Annotated in this window: 19 protein-coding genes; 7 read left to right on the plus strand and 12 right to left on the minus strand. The window is 54.7% G+C overall.

Going from position 1 to position 18119, the window contains the following annotated elements; translation table 11 throughout:
- Positions 1 to 7 precede the first annotated feature (7 nt).
- The 5 genes from kynA (at position 8) to DI14_RS08985 (ending at position 5454) form a co-directional block, all read left to right on the plus strand.
- Positions 8 to 847 (plus strand): tryptophan 2,3-dioxygenase, encoded by an 840-nt coding sequence (kynA, locus tag DI14_RS08965; protein ID WP_034807724.1) that lies wholly within the window; start codon positions 8 to 10, stop codon positions 845 to 847.
- A gap of 12 nt (positions 848 to 859) precedes the next feature.
- Positions 860 to 1483, plus strand: a complete 624-nt coding sequence (kynB, locus tag DI14_RS08970) for an arylformamidase (protein WP_034807726.1) — start codon at positions 860 to 862, stop codon at positions 1481 to 1483.
- Positions 1484 to 1602: 119 nt separating this feature from the next.
- Positions 1603 to 2589, plus strand: a complete 987-nt coding sequence (locus DI14_RS08975; protein ID WP_034807728.1) for a glycosyltransferase family 2 protein — start codon at positions 1603 to 1605, stop codon at positions 2587 to 2589.
- Positions 2537 to 2926, plus strand: a complete 390-nt coding sequence (locus tag DI14_RS08980; RefSeq protein ID WP_034807730.1) for a GtrA family protein — start codon at positions 2537 to 2539, stop codon at positions 2924 to 2926. The genes DI14_RS08975 and DI14_RS08980 overlap by 53 nt, the downstream gene beginning before the upstream one ends.
- Entirely contained in the window at positions 2923 to 5454 is a 2532-nt protein-coding gene (locus DI14_RS08985) for a YfhO family protein (protein ID WP_034807733.1), read from the plus strand. Before DI14_RS08980 ends, DI14_RS08985 begins: the two co-directional genes overlap by 4 nt.
- Here the strand turns inward: DI14_RS08985 and DI14_RS08990 are convergent.
- Positions 5447 to 6331 (minus strand): MurR/RpiR family transcriptional regulator, encoded by an 885-nt coding sequence (locus tag DI14_RS08990; protein WP_034807735.1) that lies wholly within the window; start codon positions 6329 to 6331, stop codon positions 5447 to 5449. The genes DI14_RS08985 and DI14_RS08990 overlap by 8 nt on opposite strands.
- A gap of 191 nt (positions 6332 to 6522) precedes the next feature.
- On the opposite strand from DI14_RS08990, the gene DI14_RS08995 reads away from it, so the two are divergent.
- Entirely contained in the window at positions 6523 to 7920 is a 1398-nt protein-coding gene (locus DI14_RS08995; protein WP_034807737.1) for a 6-phospho-beta-glucosidase, read from the plus strand.
- 42 nt (positions 7921 to 7962) lie between these two features.
- Here DI14_RS08995 and rbsB read toward each other — a convergent pair whose 3' ends face one another.
- The 7 genes from rbsB to DI14_RS09030 form a co-directional block, all read right to left on the minus strand.
- Entirely contained in the window at positions 7963 to 8874 is a 912-nt protein-coding gene (gene rbsB / locus DI14_RS09000; protein WP_034807738.1) for a ribose ABC transporter substrate-binding protein RbsB, read from the minus strand.
- 22 nt (positions 8875 to 8896) lie between these two features.
- Entirely contained in the window at positions 8897 to 9862 is a 966-nt protein-coding gene (gene rbsC, locus DI14_RS09005; protein ID WP_024371256.1) for a ribose ABC transporter permease, read from the minus strand.
- Between the two features lies 1 nt (position 9863).
- Complete coding sequence (locus tag DI14_RS09010) at positions 9864 to 11342, minus strand: sugar ABC transporter ATP-binding protein (RefSeq protein WP_034807740.1); 1479 nt, start codon at positions 11340 to 11342, stop codon at positions 9864 to 9866.
- Positions 11343 to 11353: 11 nt separating this feature from the next.
- Positions 11354 to 11743, minus strand: coding sequence for a D-ribose pyranase (gene rbsD, locus DI14_RS09015; protein WP_034807743.1), 390 nt, complete (start codon positions 11741 to 11743; stop codon positions 11354 to 11356).
- Positions 11743 to 12624, minus strand: a complete 882-nt coding sequence (locus tag DI14_RS09020) for a ribokinase (RefSeq protein ID WP_034807746.1) — start codon at positions 12622 to 12624, stop codon at positions 11743 to 11745. Before DI14_RS09020 ends, rbsD begins: the two co-directional genes overlap by 1 nt.
- Positions 12621 to 13604 (minus strand): LacI family DNA-binding transcriptional regulator, encoded by a 984-nt coding sequence (locus tag DI14_RS09025; RefSeq protein ID WP_034807748.1) that lies wholly within the window; start codon positions 13602 to 13604, stop codon positions 12621 to 12623. Before DI14_RS09025 ends, DI14_RS09020 begins: the two co-directional genes overlap by 4 nt.
- A 98-nt stretch (positions 13605 to 13702) precedes the next feature.
- Positions 13703 to 14254 carry a GNAT family N-acetyltransferase gene (locus DI14_RS09030; protein ID WP_034807750.1) on the minus strand — a complete coding sequence of 184 codons (552 nt, stop codon included), beginning with the start codon at positions 14252 to 14254 and terminating at the stop codon, positions 13703 to 13705.
- Between the two features lie 68 nt (positions 14255 to 14322).
- Here DI14_RS09030 and DI14_RS09035 point away from each other — a divergent pair, with 68 nt between their 5' ends.
- Entirely contained in the window at positions 14323 to 14769 is a 447-nt protein-coding gene (locus tag DI14_RS09035; RefSeq protein ID WP_034807752.1) for a DUF4385 domain-containing protein, read from the plus strand.
- On the opposite strand, the gene DI14_RS09040 is transcribed toward DI14_RS09035, so the two are convergent.
- The 4 genes from DI14_RS09040 to DI14_RS09055 all read right to left on the minus strand — a co-directional run bounded on the left by DI14_RS09040 (position 14770) and on the right by DI14_RS09055 (position 18116).
- The gene (locus DI14_RS09040; RefSeq protein ID WP_034807753.1) at positions 14770 to 15210 is read right to left on the minus strand and encodes a GNAT family N-acetyltransferase; all 441 of its coding nucleotides are present in this window, start codon (positions 15208 to 15210) and stop codon (positions 14770 to 14772) included.
- Between the two features lie 87 nt (positions 15211 to 15297).
- Positions 15298 to 15747, minus strand: a complete 450-nt coding sequence (locus DI14_RS09045) for an OsmC family protein (RefSeq protein WP_034807755.1) — start codon at positions 15745 to 15747, stop codon at positions 15298 to 15300.
- 42 nt (positions 15748 to 15789) lie between these two features.
- Entirely contained in the window at positions 15790 to 17355 is a 1566-nt protein-coding gene (locus DI14_RS09050) for a diguanylate cyclase domain-containing protein (protein WP_034807757.1), read from the minus strand.
- Positions 17356 to 17483: 128 nt separating this feature from the next.
- Positions 17484 to 18116, minus strand: a complete 633-nt coding sequence (locus tag DI14_RS09055) for an SDR family oxidoreductase (RefSeq protein ID WP_034807759.1) — start codon at positions 18114 to 18116, stop codon at positions 17484 to 17486.
- Positions 18117 to 18119: the final 3 nt, after the last annotated feature.

Consider the following 18119-nt stretch of genomic DNA (forward strand, 5'->3'; position numbering starts at 1 on the left):
AAACAAGATGAGTGAACGCATTGAACATAACGTCGAACAGACGATTCAAACTGACTTTTCTAAGGACATGTCTTATGGAGACTATTTGCAGCTCGATCCGATTCTATCGAGTCAGCACCGTCTATCGGACCACCATGACGAGATGCTCTTCATCATCATCCACCAGACGAGCGAACTATGGATGAAACTGATTTTGCACGAGTTGACGGCTGCGACGACGGCCATCGCGAACGAAGAGCTCGAACGCTCGTTCAAGATGCTCGCCCGCGTATCAAAGATTCAACAACAACTCATCCAGTCATGGAGCGTGCTCGCCACGCTCACACCGGCCGAGTATCTCGAGTTTCGGGACAAGCTCGGTTCTTCGTCCGGTTTCCAGTCATATCAAAACCGGCAAATCGAGTTCGCACTCGGATTCAAGAATGCCCGCACGCTCAGCGTCTACGCCCATGACGAGGCGTTGTATCCGCTTTTAGAGGCGTCGCTTCACGCCCCGAGTATTTATGACGTGACGGTGCGTGAGATGCATCGTCGCGGCTTGGCCATCGACCAAGCCGTCCTCAATCGTGACGTGACGACGGATTGGGAATGGAACGAGAGCGTCGAAGCGGCATGGGTCGAGGTGTATCGGGACGTCGACACGTACTGGGACTTGTACGAGCTCGGGGAGAAACTGCTCGACATCGGCAGCCAACAACAGATGTGGCGCTTTAACCATATGAGTACGGTCGAGCGGATTATCGGTCAAAAGATGGGCACGGGCGGCTCTTCTGGCGTCAACTATTTGCGACGTGTCCTCGATCACCGGTTCTTCCCGGAACTCTGGACCGTCCGGACGAAATTATGAGGAGGCAACAGCATGAGTTGGATTGATGTATCGCAACCGCTCGAAGATACGACGACGACGTGGCCCGGGGACACCCCGTTCCGTTATGACATCGCTTGGCCGATGGCCGACAGTGGCTCGGTCAACGTCGGCAAAGTGACGATGAGCCTTCACACCGGCACTCACATCGACGCACCGTTCCACTTTGATGACGCCGGAAAACGCGTCATCGACCTCGATCCCGGACTTTATATCGGGCCGGCCCGGGTCATCCATCTGCCTGGACACGAGCGAATTGAGGCGAGTGACTTGGACGGCTTTGACTTGACCGGTGTCGAACGCCTCATTATTAAAACAGACGGTTGGCCAGATAAACTCGTGTTCCCGGAACGCATCCCGGAACTGACGCCGTCGCTTGCCGACCGGCTCGGCGAATTCGGGATTTACTTGATCGGTCTCGATTTACCGTCGGTCGATGCGATCGACAGTAAAGAAATGGCGGCCCATCACGCGCTCGCCCGTAACGGGGTCCATATTCTCGAAGGACTCGTCCTCAACCATATCGCACCGGGCGATTATGAACTGAACGCCGTCCCGCTCCCGATCGTAAAAGGGGATGGCAGCCCCGTCCGCGCCTTGTTGCGCGCCCTCGATTAATCTGACATCCATCCCTCGCGGATGGATGTTTTTTGTGGGAAACTGTGGGACGATGCTTGAGTTGTCGACTTAGCGGGAAGAGAGGTACTACGCAAACTGTGTAGAAAGGAGTGTTTTTTATGAACGTCATCTCATTTATTCTCCCCGCCTATAACGAAGAAAAAAACATTCCACTCATCTTTGAAGCCATCCGCGAGCAATTCGAGGGGAGTCCGTACGACTATGAAATTGTATTCATTAACGACGCAAGTTCAGACGATACGCTAGACGCCATCAAACGGTTGGCGAACCGGCACCCTGAAGTCCGATACGTCTCCTTCTCACGAAACTTCGGAAAAGAAGCGGCTATCCTCGCTGGTCTGCAACACGTGACCGGGGACGCCGCCATTTTAATGGATACCGACTTGCAACATCCTCCCGCCCTCATTCCTCAAATGATTGCGGGTTACGAAGAAGGATACGACCAAGTCATCGCCAAGCGCGACCGGACCGGTGAGAGCGGGCTTCGAAAGTTCGCCTCGCAGACGTATTACAAACTCATCAATAAAATCGTCGATGTCGAGCTCGAGGACGGGGTCGGTGATTTTCGCCTACTCAGCCGCGAGGCAATCGACGCCTTGTTACGCATGAACGAGAATCACCGTTTCTCGAAAGGATTGTTCTCTTGGATCGGGATGGAACAAAAAATTGTCACATATGAGAACGTCTTACGCCAAAACGGCGAGACGAAATGGTCGTTCAATCAGCTGTTCAATTACGGGATCGACGGTTTGATTTCCTTTAACTCAAAACCGCTCCGGTTCTGTTTTTACACGGGCGTCTCAATCTTAATGCTATCGATGCTCTATATCTTGTTCACGCTGTTCGGCATCATCCAAGACGGTGTCGAGACACCCGGTTACTTCACGCTCATCTCGGCGATTCTGTTACTAGGTGGCATTCAGCTCGTCAGCCTCGGGATTATCGGCGAATACGTCGGACGCATCTATTTCGAGACGAAACAGCGTCCTGCTTATTTGATTCAAGAGACTAATATGCAAAGGAAGAGTGTGAATGAACAAGCGAAAGGCAGAGTTTATAAAATTCATCGTCATCGGGGGAATTAACACCCTCAATTACTATTTGGTGTACATGTTGTTTCATCACGTATGGAAAGTCGGCTACGGGGTCTCTCATGTGGTGGCGTTCACGCTCAGCATGGTCGCCTCTTTCTTTTTGAACAGTTATTTCACGTTCAAAGTCAAACCGACGTTACGGAAATTTTTGCAGTTCCCGTTGACGCAAGTCGTCAACTTCACGGTCACGACCGTCTGTATTTATCTACTCGTCGAACAGCTCGGTGTCTCGACATCGATCGCACCGCTGTTCGCTATCTTCATCGCCGTACCGGCGACGTTCATCGTTACGAGTAAAATTTTGAAACGCGAGCAGTCGACCGTATGAAGAACGTCATTCTAATCGTCTCTGCGTTTCTCGTGTCAATCGTCGCCCATGCGTTCTTCATCTACTATCAATCGCAAGGCGGCTACATCGCCGGACCGAACGACGGATTGTCGCAGATGGTCCCGTTCAAACATTTCTTGTACGAGACGTTCCATAAAGGCAACCTCGTCTATGCGGAAGACTTCGGCTTTGGCGGCGGGGTCATCACCCAGCTCGCCTACTATTACGCGACGTCGGTCGTCTTTTGGCTCACCGTCGCCGTCGTCTCGTTGTTCGACGTGCTCGGTCTCGTCACGCCGGACCTCGAGCTTTGGTTACAGCTCGCGCTCGTCGTCAGCATCGTCCGTCTAGCCGTCGTCTTCGTCTTGACGACGTACGCGTATCGACTCTTTCACGTCCAGACGCTTTACGCCTTTGCCGGTGCCGTCGTGTACGGTGTGTCGGTCATGTACATCCGGCACGTCACGTTTTGGGAGTTTTTCGCGGACGCCTTTTTATGGGTGCCGCTCCTCGTGATCGGGCTCGAACGAATCATCCGGCTCGGTCGGGCGGACCTGTTCATCGCCGTCAGCGCCCTAATGCTCGTCAACAACTTCTACTTCGCCTACATCAATTTGGTGTTCGTCCTCGTCTACGTCTTGTTCCGCCAGTTCATCCGCTTCCCGGAAGATCGGCTCAGACGTCGGCACCAATGGATGCTCTATAGCGGGTCTGGCGTGCTCGCGCTCTTGTTGAGCGCGTTCGCGTTCGTACCGGCGACATACGGCTTTCTACAGAACGAGCGACCGTCACTCGCCCATGACATCCCGTGGCTTCGCCCCGATAACGTGTTATACGATAGCACCATTTTAATCATTCCAGCAGTTTTCGTGCTGCTCGCACTCTATCGTCCGCTCTACCGCCATACCGCGTTCCGGCTATTCGCGTCGATGAGCCTCTTGTTCGTCGTGCTCCATTTCAGCCCGCACGTCGGCAGTTTCTTTAACGGGTTCTCGGCCCCGCAGTTCCGGTGGGAGTATCTCGCGAGCTTCACGATGGGCGGTGCGGTCGCGGTCGGGTTGTCGCAGTGGCGGTTCGAGACGCGCGCGTTTCTCATCGCCACTGCCGGTACTGTCGCGCTATATCTCCTGTTCGGCCTATTCGGGAACGTCGTGTCGTGGCCGGTCGGGCTTGTCATCTTCTTCTTGATGCTCGCCACCGTGGCGTCGCTCTGGTGGAAACCGGCACTCGCACCTTACGTTCTGATCGCGTCTTGTCTCATCGTCTTCAACGGCTATACGAAGCTCATCCTTCACGACAAGTCCATCGTCAATACGAACGAGGCGTTCGTGAACAGCTCACGTTATGACAGTCCAGAACAGCGAGAATTGATTGACATCGTACAAGAAGAAGCTGGACCGCTCGAGCGGCTCGACTGGATGGTCCACTTGCGCAACAATACGCCAATCGTCCAGTCTTTCCTCGGGACGAGTCTATACTCGAGTATTTTGAACGGGAATTTGCTGACGTTCTATTGGCGTGACCTTGAAATCGATATGTTACGGGAAAGCGTGAGCCGTTACGGCACGCTCGGCAATCGCGCGAACTTGCACCACTTGTTGTCGAGCCCGTACTGGATGCGCAACCAAAACGTGTCGAGCGAAGTTCCTTTCGGTTTCGACTTGCTCGCCGAGACGGAGCGGTACGCTGTCTACGAGAGCGAGACACGGCTCCCGTTCGTCCGGACGACGACGTCCACGTATCGTCAAGCCGACCTTGAAGACGCCTCGATGTTGACGCGTGAGCAGGCGATGCTCTCGGGCGTCATTTTAGAAGACGGAAGTGACACACCGACTCCAGCTCAGTCCATCGATTTCACGACCGAAGATGTTGAGGCCGCACTCGTCGGGGATACACTCCGCGTCACTTCAGAAGAAGGTGGGATCGACTTGATTCCAGACGTATCAGAAGATGCAACAGGCGATTTGTATGTCTCGTTCAATATCCGGAAACTTGAAGGAGACGGCTTCTTCATCAAACTCGGTGGTTATCGGACGACACGAAAGCCCGAAGCCTCGATTTATCGGACCGACCTCACCTCGATGACGCTTCGCACGCCGCTTGCTGACCGCGTGCCGTTACGGCTTCCTGAAGGCACGTACGCGCTCGAGAATGTGACGGTGGAATGGGAAGATTATGCGACGCTCGAGTCTGTGATTGATGAGACGGATGCTCGACCGGAGATTCCGGTCACGTGGGACGGTCCCGACCTCGACTTTACGGTCGAAGAGGCCGCCCCGGGAACATACGCCGTTCTCCCTGTTCCGTTCGAACGAGGATGGAGCGCCCGGGTCAACGGAGAAAAGCGTGACGTCTTACAAGCGAACTATGCGTTCAGCGCGATTCAACTCGATGAAGGACGAAACGACGTCGAATTGACGTATCGTCCCCCGTTCTTCACTGTCACGACCGCGCTCAGTTTGCTTGGTCTCGGTCTGTTCGTCGGTTATCTCCTCTATCTGCGCCGCAAAGAGCATCCGTTCACGTGAACGGATGCTCTTTTTCTTGCATGATTTCACTCGAACTCTTTCGGTGATCGAGTCGTTTCGACATGTTGATTTTATAGGCGAGGTTCGCTTCGTAATCTTTCGAAAACACACCGGCGTATAGCAAATCGAGCAGACACTGCGTCGAGTCGTTCGATGTAAAGCTACCGATCTTTGAGTAGAGACGTTCCCGCGTCGTCAAGCGGAGCGTACAATCCGCCTCGTTCGAGATGGCATTCTCGCCAACGCTCGTCAAGGCGAGTACCGGGATGTGACGCTGTTTCAAATAAGGGATGAGCCGGAGCGTCGTGTCACTTTCTCCTGTATAGGAGATAAGTAGCGCGCACGTCGTCTCGTCCGAGTTGGCCGCTTCGAATTCAGGATCGACCTCACAGAGCGAGACGTGTTTTCCGATTCGGTTCATCTTCGCTTTGAAATCGTGACAGAGCAACAAGTTATGAACGATTGAAAAAATTTTGATGTGACGTGCCTCATGAAGCATCGTCACGGCTTGCTCGAACGCCTCATGGTCGAGGAGCGACAACGTGTCCTCAATCGTCATCCGCTTCAACGCCGCCATTTTGTTCGCCACCGCCATCAATCCGTCCTCGGGCGCGAACGGGTAGTTGGCATCGACGTCGGAGAAGTGACGATTCAAATAATTGATTTCTTCCAAAAAACCGGCTTTCAGCTCGACCCAACCAGTAAAATCAAGCTTATGGGCGATCCGGCTCAAAATCGACGGATGCGTATACGTCGCCTCAGCGATTTGCTTCATCGTCTTGTCTTCAATCAGTTCACGTTGTGCAAACAAGTAATCAATGACGGCGCGCTCAGACGGTGAAAATCCAGTCTGTTTCAATTTTTCGGTCAGTAACAATGGAACCCCTCCCGTAAATGAAATTCACAAAAATAAAGGTGCTTTCGTGTTTATTTGTAAACGCTTTCGGAGTTATCCCGTTACCTCTTGCGCTCGTATATCACTATTCTATACTGAAACAGAAGACAGGATGCATCCATATCATTTACACAGGTGCTTTATTTTTGTGAAACGACAAGGAGGAGATTGTTTTGACAACCGGAATCAAGCTCGTCACCATCGGTGGCGGCAGCAGTTATACACCAGAATTGATGGAAGGCTTTATCAAACGATATGAAGAATTGCCGATTCGAGAGATTTGGCTCGTCGACATCGAAGCAGGGAAAGAGAAGCTCGAGATCGTCGGACAGATGGCGCAACGCATGTGGGACGCCTCGCCGTATGACGTCAACGTCCATTTGACGCTCGATCGTCGAGAGGCGCTCCAAGACGCCGATTTCGTCACGACCCAATTCCGCGTCGGCTTGCTCGACGCCCGCATCAAAGACGAACGCATCCCGCTCTCGTACGGCATGGTCGGGCAAGAGACGAACGGGGCCGGCGGCATCTTGAAGGCGTTCCGGACGATTCCGGTCATCCTCGACATCGTCGAAGACATGAAACAACTCTGTCCGGACGCGTGGCTCGTCAACTTCACGAATCCGAGCGGCATGGTGACCGATGCGATTATCCGCTACGGGAAATGGGACAAAGTTATCGGGCTTTGCAACGTTCCGGTCCATGCGATGATGGCCGAACCGGAATTGATCGGCAAGAAACCCGAAGAGTTGACGTATTCGTTCGCCGGGTTGAATCACTTCCACTGGCACCGCGTCCATGACTTGAACGGGACGGATGTCACAGGTGAAATCATCGCCAAGATGTACGACGGCGCTTCCGGTATTCCAGCCAACATCCACGATATGCCGTTTTTCAAGGAACAGTTAGACCAGATGAACATGATTCCATGCGGTTACCATCGTTACTATTACCGTGCCGAAGAGATGCTCGTCCATATGCTCGATGAGTACCGGGACCCGAACGTCGGCACACGGGCCGAACAAGTGAAGCAGACAGAGGCCGAGCTGTTCGAACTGTATAAAGACCCACACCTCGATCACAAGCCGGAGCAACTGGCTAAGCGTGGCGGCGCCCACTACTCGGACGCGGCGTGCGAGACGATCGCGTCGATCTATGCGAACAAGAACACCCACATCGTCGTCTCGACAAAAAACAACGGGGCCGTCCCGGACCTTGCCCCGGATGACGTCGTCGAGGTGTCCGCCTATGTCGGGGCGACCGGTGCGAAACCGATCGCGTTCGGTGCGCTCGCTCCGGCCGAGAAAGGCTGGCTCCAAGTCATGAAGAATATGGAGCTATGCGTCGAGGAGGCGGCCGTGACAGGTGACTACGGCCTCGCACTCCAAGCGTTCATCATCAATCCGCTCATCCCGAGCGGTGAGACCGCGAAACGCGTGCTTGACGAACTCTTGATTGCGCACAAAGACCACTTGCCTCGGTTCGCCGAGAAAATCGCCGAGCTCGAAGCGCGCGGTGTGACGGTCAAAGATGAAATCGTCCGGTCGCTCCACCCAATCGAACAAGCATGAAAAAAAGCCGGCGCATTTTTTAAAATGCGTCGGCTTTCTATGTTAGTTGATCAACTCGAGGTCGACCGGGATGTTTTCTTCGACCGTCTCCCCTTTCAAGTGCTTGACGGCAGCTTCGACACCCAATTTCCCAATCTCCGCCGGTTTTTGTGCGACTGTCGCGGCCATCGTCCCATCCTCAACCGCTTTGACGGCATCGTCCGTCGCATCAAAGCCGATGACTTTGACATCGCTCAACCCTGCGCTACTGAGCGCCTGGACAGCCCCGAGTGCCATCTCATCGTTATGGGCAAATACTGCCACGATGTCTTTATTGTCTTGGAGAATGTTCTCCATGACCGTCAACCCTTGGGCCCGGTCAAAGTTGGCCGATTGTTTTGCGACAACGTCGAGTTTGCCATCGATTGCCTCGTTGAACCCTTGGCCACGGTCTCGTGTCGCTGACGCCCCTGGAATTCCTTCGAGTTCGACGACTTTCCCGCCTTCCCCGACGAGTTCGACCATGTATTCGCCAGCAAGCTTTCCGCCGGCAACGTTGTCTGATGCGACGTGCGCGACGACTTCGCCTGACTCAGCGTTGCGGTCGACCGTGATGACCGGGATGCCGGCATCGTTCGCGCTTTGGACAGCAGCGCCGACCGCTTCAGAATCGGTCGGGTTGATGAGAATCAAATCCATGCCTTTTTGAATCATATCTTCGACGTCACTCACTTGTTTCGCTGCATCGTTTTGTGCATCCGCGACCGTGAGTGTGGCGTCGAGTTCAGCCGCTTCTTCTTCCGCACCGTCTTTCAAGGCGACGAAGAACGGGTTATTCAATGTCGAGATGGAGAGGCCGATCTTAAAATCTCCGTCTTTCGTCTCCTGCTCCGAACTTGTTCCCGGTTGTTCCGTCGAACAAGCCGCCATGACGACCATTGTCAATACGAGTAGCCAAGCTGTCCATTTCTTCATCTTCTGTTTCCCCTTTCGGTGATTACGCGTTTTGTTTTCGATCAAGGAGTACCGCGAACAAAATGACGGCTCCTTTGACGACAAGTTGGAAGAACGATGAGACCCCGAGCAAGTTCAAGCCGTTGTTCAACGTTCCGATAATGAGCGCCCCGATGAGCGTCCCGACAATCCATCCGCGACCGCCTGCAAGGCTCGTCCCCCCGAGGACGACGGCTGCAATCGCATCGAGTTCATATGACGTCCCGGCCGTCGGTTGCGCCGAGTTCAGACGTGACGTCAAGATGATGCCGGCGAGTGCGGCGAGCATACCGGACAACGAGTAAATCATGACTTTCACTTTGTTGACGCCGATTCCCATCAGCTTGGCGGCTTCCTCGTTGCCGCCGATGGCGTACGTGTGGCGGCCGAACGTCGTCTTCTTCAAGATGAAGTACAACACCCCGAACGCAATCAACATCGTGACGGCCGGCACCGGGATAATCCAGAGGTAACCGCGGCCGAGCATCTCGAACCACGTCGAATCGCCTAAACCCGTGATTGGACGACCGTCCGTATAGACAAGCGTCATCCCCCGATAAATCGTCATCGTCGCAAGTGTCGCGATGAACGGGGCCACTTTCCCGTACGTGATGACGGCACCGTTGAACGCGCCAAGTAACGCCCCGGCGATCAATCCGAGTGCGATCGCCATGACGGCGTGCTGCCCGTCGACCATCATCCCGGCGACAAACGCCGACGAGAGCGCCAAAATCGAGCCGACCGACAAGTCGATCCCCCCCGTCAAGATGACGAACGTCATCCCGAACGCGATCAGGGCGTTGATTGATACTTGGCGCAAGACGTTAAAGATGTTGTTGAGCGATAGAAAACCTGGCTCGAGCGCCGTGACGACGACGATAATGACGAGTAGACCAAACAACGGTCCGAGCTTTTGGCCCCAGCCGAGCTTTTGTGGTCGATTTAATGCAGTCGCTGCTTTCAATTCCATTTCACTGTCCTCCTGTCGCGTAAGTCATGACGCGCTCTTGTGTCGCCTCTTGTTTCGTGAGCGTCCCGGTGACGACGCCTTCGCGCATGACGACGATCCGATCGCTCATGCCGAGCACTTCCGGTAAATCGGATGACACCATGATGATGGCGACGCCGGATTCGGCGAGCTCGCTCATAATCGTGTAAATCTCTTTCTTGGCGCCGACGTCGACACCGCGTGTCGGCTCATCGAGGATGAGGACGTCTGGTTCCACACCGAGCCATTTCCCGAGCACGACTTTCTGTTGATTCCCGCCCGATAGCGACTTCACTTTTTGTTCCATCGAGTGGTGTTTGACACGCAACTTTTTCAAATAGTCGTCAGCAAACGTTTCTTCGGCTTGCTTCGAGATAATCGTCCCTTTCGCTCGCCGGTCGAGCGTCGGGAGCGAGAGGTTTTCCCGGAGCGAGAAGTCGAGCAACAACCCTTCGCCTTTGCGATCTTCCGTCAAGAAGGCGATGCCGTGACGAATCGCGTCACTCGGCTTTTTGATGCGAATCGGTTTGCCGTTCAGCTTGACCGTCCCGGCTTTGGCCCGGTCTGCCCCGAACAAGGCGCGCATCACTTCCGTCCGCCCTGCCCCCATGAGGCCCGAGAACCCGACGATTTCACCGGCACGGACGTCAAACGAGACGTTGTGGAACCGGTTACCTATCAATCCGTCCACTTCGAGCACGACGTCCCCGATTGTCGCGTTCCGGTCCGGGTAACGTTCGCCGATTTCTCGGCCGACCATCTCTTTGACGATCGCCTCGAACGATGTGTCCGCGATGCGGTGTGTCCCAATCGAGACGCCGTCACGGAGCACGGTGATGCGGTCACACAGTTCAAAAATCTCTTCCATCCGATGCGAGATATAGATGATGGACACCCCTTGGTCACGAAGCGCCCGCGATACCGCGAACAGCGCCCGAATCTCGCGGTCGGTGAGCGCGGCCGTCGGCTCGTCCATGACGATGACTTTCGCATCCGTCATGAGCGCCTTGGCGATCTCAATCATCTGCTGTTGCCCGACCGATAAGTTTTTCGCAAGTTCATCGACTTCCATGAACACGTTCAGTTCGGCCAAATATTCGCGGGCCCGACGCTTCATCTCTTGTTGCTTGATGATACCGAACGCGCCCGTCAACTCGCGGCCGAGAAACAAGTTCTCCGTCACCGTCAACTCCGGCAAAATATTCAGCTCTTGATGGATGAAGGCGATGCCTTCACGCTCCGCTTCTTTCGGATGTTTGAATTGACGAACCGCCCCATCGATGACGACCTCGCCTTCGTCTTGCGCATGAAGCCCGGTCATCACTTTCATGAGCGTCGACTTTCCAGCCCCGTTCTCCCCCATCAGCGCATGAATCTCGCCAGGAAGGAGCTCGAAATCGACACCTTTTAACACGCTGACCGGTCCGAATGCCTTATGGATTTGTTTCAATTCGATATGCATCGAATCCCTCCTTAAAATATGACGCCCGCGTGCAAGATGACGTTCGCGTAAGGTGTCGCCTCACCCGTCCGGATGACGACTTTCGCCGTCGCGACTTCCCGTTTAAAGTCCTCATGGGAACATGTCGCTACCGTGTCGAACCGTTCGGTCAACGCTTTGGCGATTGCCTCGTTTTCCGTGAACACCTCATCGGCAATCGTGATCTGTTCGATGACCATGTCCGACTCGACCGCTTCCAAGACGTCGAGGAACGACGGCTCTCCGAGGCGAAGCGCCAAATCGACGCGTTCGACTCCGTTTGGAATCGGCAGGCCGCAATCGGCGATGACGACTTTATCCGTATGGCCGAGGTCGGCGAACACTTTCGTCAAATGGCTGTTCAAAATCCCATGTTTCTTCATCACACTCGCTCCAATCTCATCAAGACTTCTTCTCGTGTCGGCATCCCGCCTTGAGCACCGAACCCTTCCACGCTCATGCCTGAAGCGACGACGGCAAGACGCGCCGCTTCCAGCAAGGGACGACCTTCGACGAGACCGACCGCGAGCGCGCCGTTGAACGTGTCACCGGCTCCCGTCGTATCGACGACGTTCGCACGGATCGCCGGGATGTGCTGAATCCCTTCCCCGTCGTGGAAACGGACACCCCGCACCCCCTCTGTGACGATGAGCTTGTTCGGGAAACGGCGCAACACGTCCTCGATCGGCACATCGCCGAACAAATCACGGCATTCGTGTTCGTTCGGCGTCACGTACGTCACATTGTCGAGCAGCGTATCCGTGAGCGTTTGAGACGGGGCCGGGTTCAATAGGACCGGAATGTTTCGCTTTCGGCAGTAGGCACTCACGTGTTCGACCGTCTCGAGCGGAATCTCGAGCTGGAGCAAGACGAGTGTTTCCTCGTCGAGCAGTGCGTCGAGTTCACCGTCTGTGAAGCGCACGTGTTTGTTGGCTGATTGAACGACGACAATCGAATTGTCGCCTTCGGCGAGGACGATGTGTGCCGTCCCGGTCACATCTTCCACCGTCTGCAGATGACGGGTACCGACATGATGCGTCTCAAAATTTTGACGGATGCTCGACCCGAACGCATCCGAGCCGACACAGCCGACCATCTCGACCGTCCCGCCTAATTTAGCGGCAGCGACCGCTTGATTGGCTCCTTTTCCGCCGGGCACGGTTTGGAACGTATTCCCGATCACCGTCTCTCCGGCGCGTGGACGTTTATCTGTCGTAACGACCAAATCCATCGAGATGCTTCCAATCACTACAATTCGGTTCATCTGTCTTGCCCCTTCCGTCTCGTCGTCTGCCGTTCCGTTAACGTAACCGGCAACAACATCTCTTTTGTCTCGACGTCTCGTTTTTCAATCAAGTCCAGCAACCGCTCTGTCGCGAGACGCCCCATCTCATAAATCGGCTGCGCGATCGTCGTCAGTGGCGGCGACGTCATCTCCCCGAGCTCGATGCCGTCATAACCGATCACCTGTAAGTCTTCCGGCACGCGCACGTCACGCCGTACCGCTTCTTGAAGCACGGCAGCGGCGATGACATCGTTCGCTGCGAACAGGCCATCGAACGGCCAATGTGCATCAAATAACGTTTGTGCGGCCGTGAGCGCTTCTTTGAACGTGAAGTTCGAATGGGTCATCCCGATGAGGCGATCCCCAGCGACGTCAAGAAAGCCCTCGGTGCGCCGCTTCACGGTCTGCAATTGCTCGGGTCCGGCGATATGGGCGAGACGCGTCGCGCCAGAGGCGATGAGTGTGTCGGCCGCGAGGCACCCCCCTTCATACCCGTCCGAGATGACCGCATCAATCCCTGATTTCACGATTCGGTCAAGGGCGACCATCGGCAAGTCGAGTTTCTCATAGTTCGGGTTATCCGAATGATTCGTCGTAATAATCAAGCCGTCCACATGCATCGTCTGTAAGGCGACGAGGTAGCCCTGTTCTTTCTCGAGTTGCTCGTCCGTGTTACATAGGACGACTTGATACCCGTGCTGATTGGCGACATCTTCAATCGCACGTGCTAACTGTGGAAAGAACGGGTTCGTGATGTCAGGCATGATCAAGCCGATCAATCCGGACGTCTTTGTAAATAAGGACCGGGCGACACGGTTCGGTGCGTAATCGAGATCGGCGATGGCCTGTTCGACGGCGGCTCGCGCCTCCGCGCTCACGTAGCCGTTATTGTTCATGACACGGGATACCGTCGCGACCGAGACGTTCGCCTGTTTCGCCACTTGTTTGATTGTCGCCATCTCCACACCTCCATTTTGGTAACGCTTACAAACACATCATAATGTGTAACCGGTTACATATCAAGCTTTATTTTTCGAAAGAAAAACCGTATGACTCATTAGGGAGCCAAACGGTTCGTGTAGTCTTCTTTTTTGAGCACGTAGACGAGACTCGTTACGGTACGACCGTCTAACCGCGTCAGCTGTTGCGACGTCGTGAACGCATAGACGAATCCACATTTCTCAACGACGCGCCGGGACTGGTCATTGAAGTCGAAATGCCCGCACCAGATACGCTCGAGTCCAAGATCTTCAAACCCGTGACGCAGCATCGCGCGCACCGCTTCCGGGATGTAGCCTTGTCCCCAAAATGCCGGATTCAATACGTACCCGATCTCCCGCTGCGCCTCGTGCTGAATATTCGGGTCCGGACGCCGGTCGTGCAACCCGATCGTCCCGATGACCTCGTCTGTCGCTTTCAACGTGATGGCCCATACGTCTTGGTCGGCTTGAAACATACGAATGACGTCGCGTGTTTCGTCAATCGATTGATGAGGAGCCCAACCCGCATTCGGGCCGACCCGGTCGTCTTTCGCGTACGGATACATCGCCTCCGCGTCATTCAGGTGAAACGCGCGAAGTCGTAAACGTTCTGTCTCGAGTTGAATCATCTTGGACTCCTTCCCATCGTTTTTCCCTTGCTCGTTCAGGGAATGGATTGAACAGAGGAGGGATGACGATGCCGTTTGATTATGATTTAGACTTTGACACGATCGACTTTCGGGAGCAACCCGAACTGTATCGCGTCGGCCGCGGGGAGCAAGGGGTGCTCCTCGTCGAGCCATATAAAAGTGAGATTTTGCCACACTGGCGCTTCAAGACGCCGGACATCGCCAAGCAATCGGCGGATGAGATTATGGAGCTGTTTGAAGCATATCGCAACAATGACGACTTTGTCGGCATGGACATGGCCCGTAAGTTCATTCAGATGGGTTACACGCGGGCACGCCGCTATGCCAACTATAAAGGCGGACGCAAATATAAGGCGGACGGTGACATCCACGAGCGTGACATCGATGAAGAGAAGGCCGAATCGGCCCGCATCTTTAAAGCGCGCTGGGACCAAATCCGAGCCGATGAGGACTATTTGAAACGGAAAAAGGCCCATCAACGCCAATACGGTTAATCAGTTCACCATTATGAGGAAGCGGGTCGTGCCTTTCTCAAACGATGCGATTTTCCGGAATCCGGCGTCCTCATACAGCCGAACGACTCGTCCGTTGAACGCCGCGACGGTGAGCCGGACGGGCTTCCCGGTTCGTTCCGCTTCGACAAGCACAGTCTCAAGGAAACGCCGTCCACGGCCTTGTCCGGTCAAATCCGGACGCATGCCGAGACCGAAATCGATGTGTGTATCGTCATACGTATATGTATCGTTTGGGACTTGGGCATAGTGCCCGAGGCAAAAAAAGCCGATCAGTTCATCCGCTTCATGGACAGCCTGATAATGCATCAGTTCTTCGAGTCCTGATTGTGACGGAGTTTGATTATAGAAATCATACGGTGCCTCGTACGTCCACGACTGAATCGCGCGGGCGTCTTGTTCTGTCATCGGTTGGACGTTCATGTATGCCCTCCTCCTTGCGTCTCTTTGTTCGCGTTCGCGGAGGAGGATTCCTGGTTCGCCCACAAAAAAGACGGGCTGGCCCCGTCTTTACTTTCGTGTCCACGTCGCCGTGATGTCGACATCGGCCGCGTGCATCAAATTGTGGATCGGACACCTCGCCTCGACACCTTTTTGAAGCTCCGCAATCCGCTCATCCGATTCGACCGTCTCGAGCACGATATGGACATGTACGTTCTCAAAATATGTCCGTATTCCTTCGACACCTTGGAAGCCGCGCGGGTCGAGCGTCCCTTCGGTCACGAACGTCACGCCATCATAATCGAAGTTCTGGTCCTGCGCGACGTAGGCGATCATAATCGTCGTGCACGACGACAACGCACCAAGCAAATATTCGAGCGGGTTCGGTCCGGCGTCGGTGCCGCCGAGCCGCTCCGGTTCATCGACGATGAACGGAGCCAAGTCGCGGACGTGTACCGTCGTCTTCACCCCGGTCGATTCTCCTTCAGCGCGCATCGTCACTAACGGTTTCTCTGACATGCCATCTCCTCCTTGTAACGGGTTATCGTGAGTCTGTTCCCGTTATTTGGGACCGTGTAACACGTCGTCATAAATCGCGTAGTCGTTCTTGCCGTCTTGCTTGATTCGGTACATCGCCTGATCGGCTTTATGGATGAGCGTATCGAGGTCGACCCCTTGCCCAGGAGAGAGGCTCACACCGATGCTCGCCCGAATCGGGATCGATTGCCGTCCGAGCAAGAACGATTCCTCGCTGAGCGTCCGTTGCAGCCGTCTGACAAAATCGATGAGACGAGGCTCTGTCACATCTGTCAAGAAGATGTAGAACTCGTCGCCGCCGACCCGGGAAGCTAGACCGTTTTCCGGCGTGACCGATTCGAGCAACGTCCCGAGATGGATGAGGAACTCGTCGCCGACTTGGTGACCGTACGTGTCGTTGATCCCTTTAAACCCATCAAGGTCGAGGATGATGAGGGCAAGTGTGTCCGCTTGAAGCAGCGCTTGGTCGGCCTGGTCATAAAACGCGCGGCGGTTGGCGAGTTTCGTGAGCGGGTCGTGATACGCGAAAAAGCGAATCGTCTGTTCGGCCTCTTTGAACGAGTGCACGTCCCGGATGAGGATCATCCCGTGAACTTTTTGGTCGATATAGACGAAGTCGCCATCGATGACGACATAACGCTCTTGCCCCGTCTTCGTTTGAATCTTCGTCTCGAACTCGAGGAATTTCTTTTGTGCTTGGAAGTGCTGGCGGTAATGATGACACCACTCTTCCCGCTTTTTCTCCGGCAACAAGTCGACGAAACGTTCGTTGACGACCCGGACCGTATGGAACAACATCCGGGCGGCCGGGTTGGCGCTCTCGATGCGCCCGTTGTCGTCGACGAGCAGAATCGCGGACGGGTTCAAATTGTAGAGCGTCCCATATCGTTTCGCGTACGAGGCCAAGAAGTCGAGGCGGTTCATCGCCACGACGAGCGCGACGGCCCAGACGAGACCTCCATACATATAACCGTACGGCGGCATGACACCGCGGAATTGGAAATAACCGAACACGACGTCCCAGACGAGGACGGCGAGCGCCGTCCAAATGAGCATGCGTAGTACGCGCTGGTGCTCGGTTCGCTCTGCCCGTTTGAGCGCATAGACGAGCAAAAGGACGATGAGAAAATGGAACACGTTCCCAATCGTCATCGTGATCAAATACGAGGCGTTGAACTCAGGATAAATCCAAATTCCGACTTGGTCGAACCGTTGGCTGTTGATGATGTTCTCTTGACGGATGAACGTCAAGGCGACCGGGATGAGCGGTAAATAAAGGACATATGGGTAGAGCCATTTCGGCAACTTGGCTCCGACACCCGTCACTTTGAAGATAAAATGGACCGAGCACACAAAAATTAAAATCCCGGCGTTCCCGAACCAGTACGTCACGAAGGCCGGACTGAGTTCAATCGGTGACAAATGACGGCTGAACTCTGCCAGGAACAACATCGCATAGCCGAAGACGAACAGACTGAGCAGCCGATGTTCGACTTGTCGCGGATTTCGAAGCAACACATCCAGTGCGAGATGGCTGAGCAGGAAGGCCGGTAAGAGATAAACGACCATATACGTAAACAGTGCGGTCATGGATGGACCCCTTTCTCAAGACAGGTACGTCTCTACTTTCTCTATCGGATGCATCGTTCCCTTTGTCGAGTCGATTCGCACATACAAAAAACGAGCGGGACTGAGGTCCGCTCGTTTTCGTCATCTCGTTATAACGTCTCTTCAATCGCCGTATCGCCTTTGACGAGGTCGATTGACTTGTTATAGGCCGCTTCGTGGCCAATCACATGGGCGAGGAAAGCCGCCACGTCGGCGCGTGGAACTTCACCGGTCGACACGTCCCCGGTCTTCACTTTCCCAGTCCCGGCGTCATCCGTGAGCGCCCCTGGACGCACGATCGTGTATGTCAATCCGCTCTCCTCGAGCAGACGATCCGCGTGATGTTTCGCGACGTAATACGGTTTCATCTCATCCGGCCATGCCGAGCGGTCTTCCGCCTTCAACGCGCTCACCATGACGAACTGTTTCACACCTTGTTGTCTTGAAGCTTCGATACTTTTCGCTGCCCCGTCTAAATCGATCAAGAGCGTCTTATCGGCACCCGTATGTCCGCCAGAACCTGCTGCGAATACGACGACGTCGGCACCGTCGATGGCGTCTGCCAAGTTTGCGACGTCGCCTTCAAGGTCACCGAGTACGGCTTGATAGCCTTTGTTTTTAAAATCTTCGAGTTGTTCGTCTTTCCGTACCATCGCCGTCACCTCATGCTTGCCTTCCTCCTGTAAGCGTTCGACGAGCTGTTTTCCAATCTGTCCGTTCGCACCAATTACAAATACGTTCATCTG

It is taken from the genome of Exiguobacterium sp. AB2, from assembly GCF_000696055.1.
GTDB lineage: Bacteria > Bacillota > Bacilli > Exiguobacteriales > Exiguobacteriaceae > Exiguobacterium > Exiguobacterium alkaliphilum.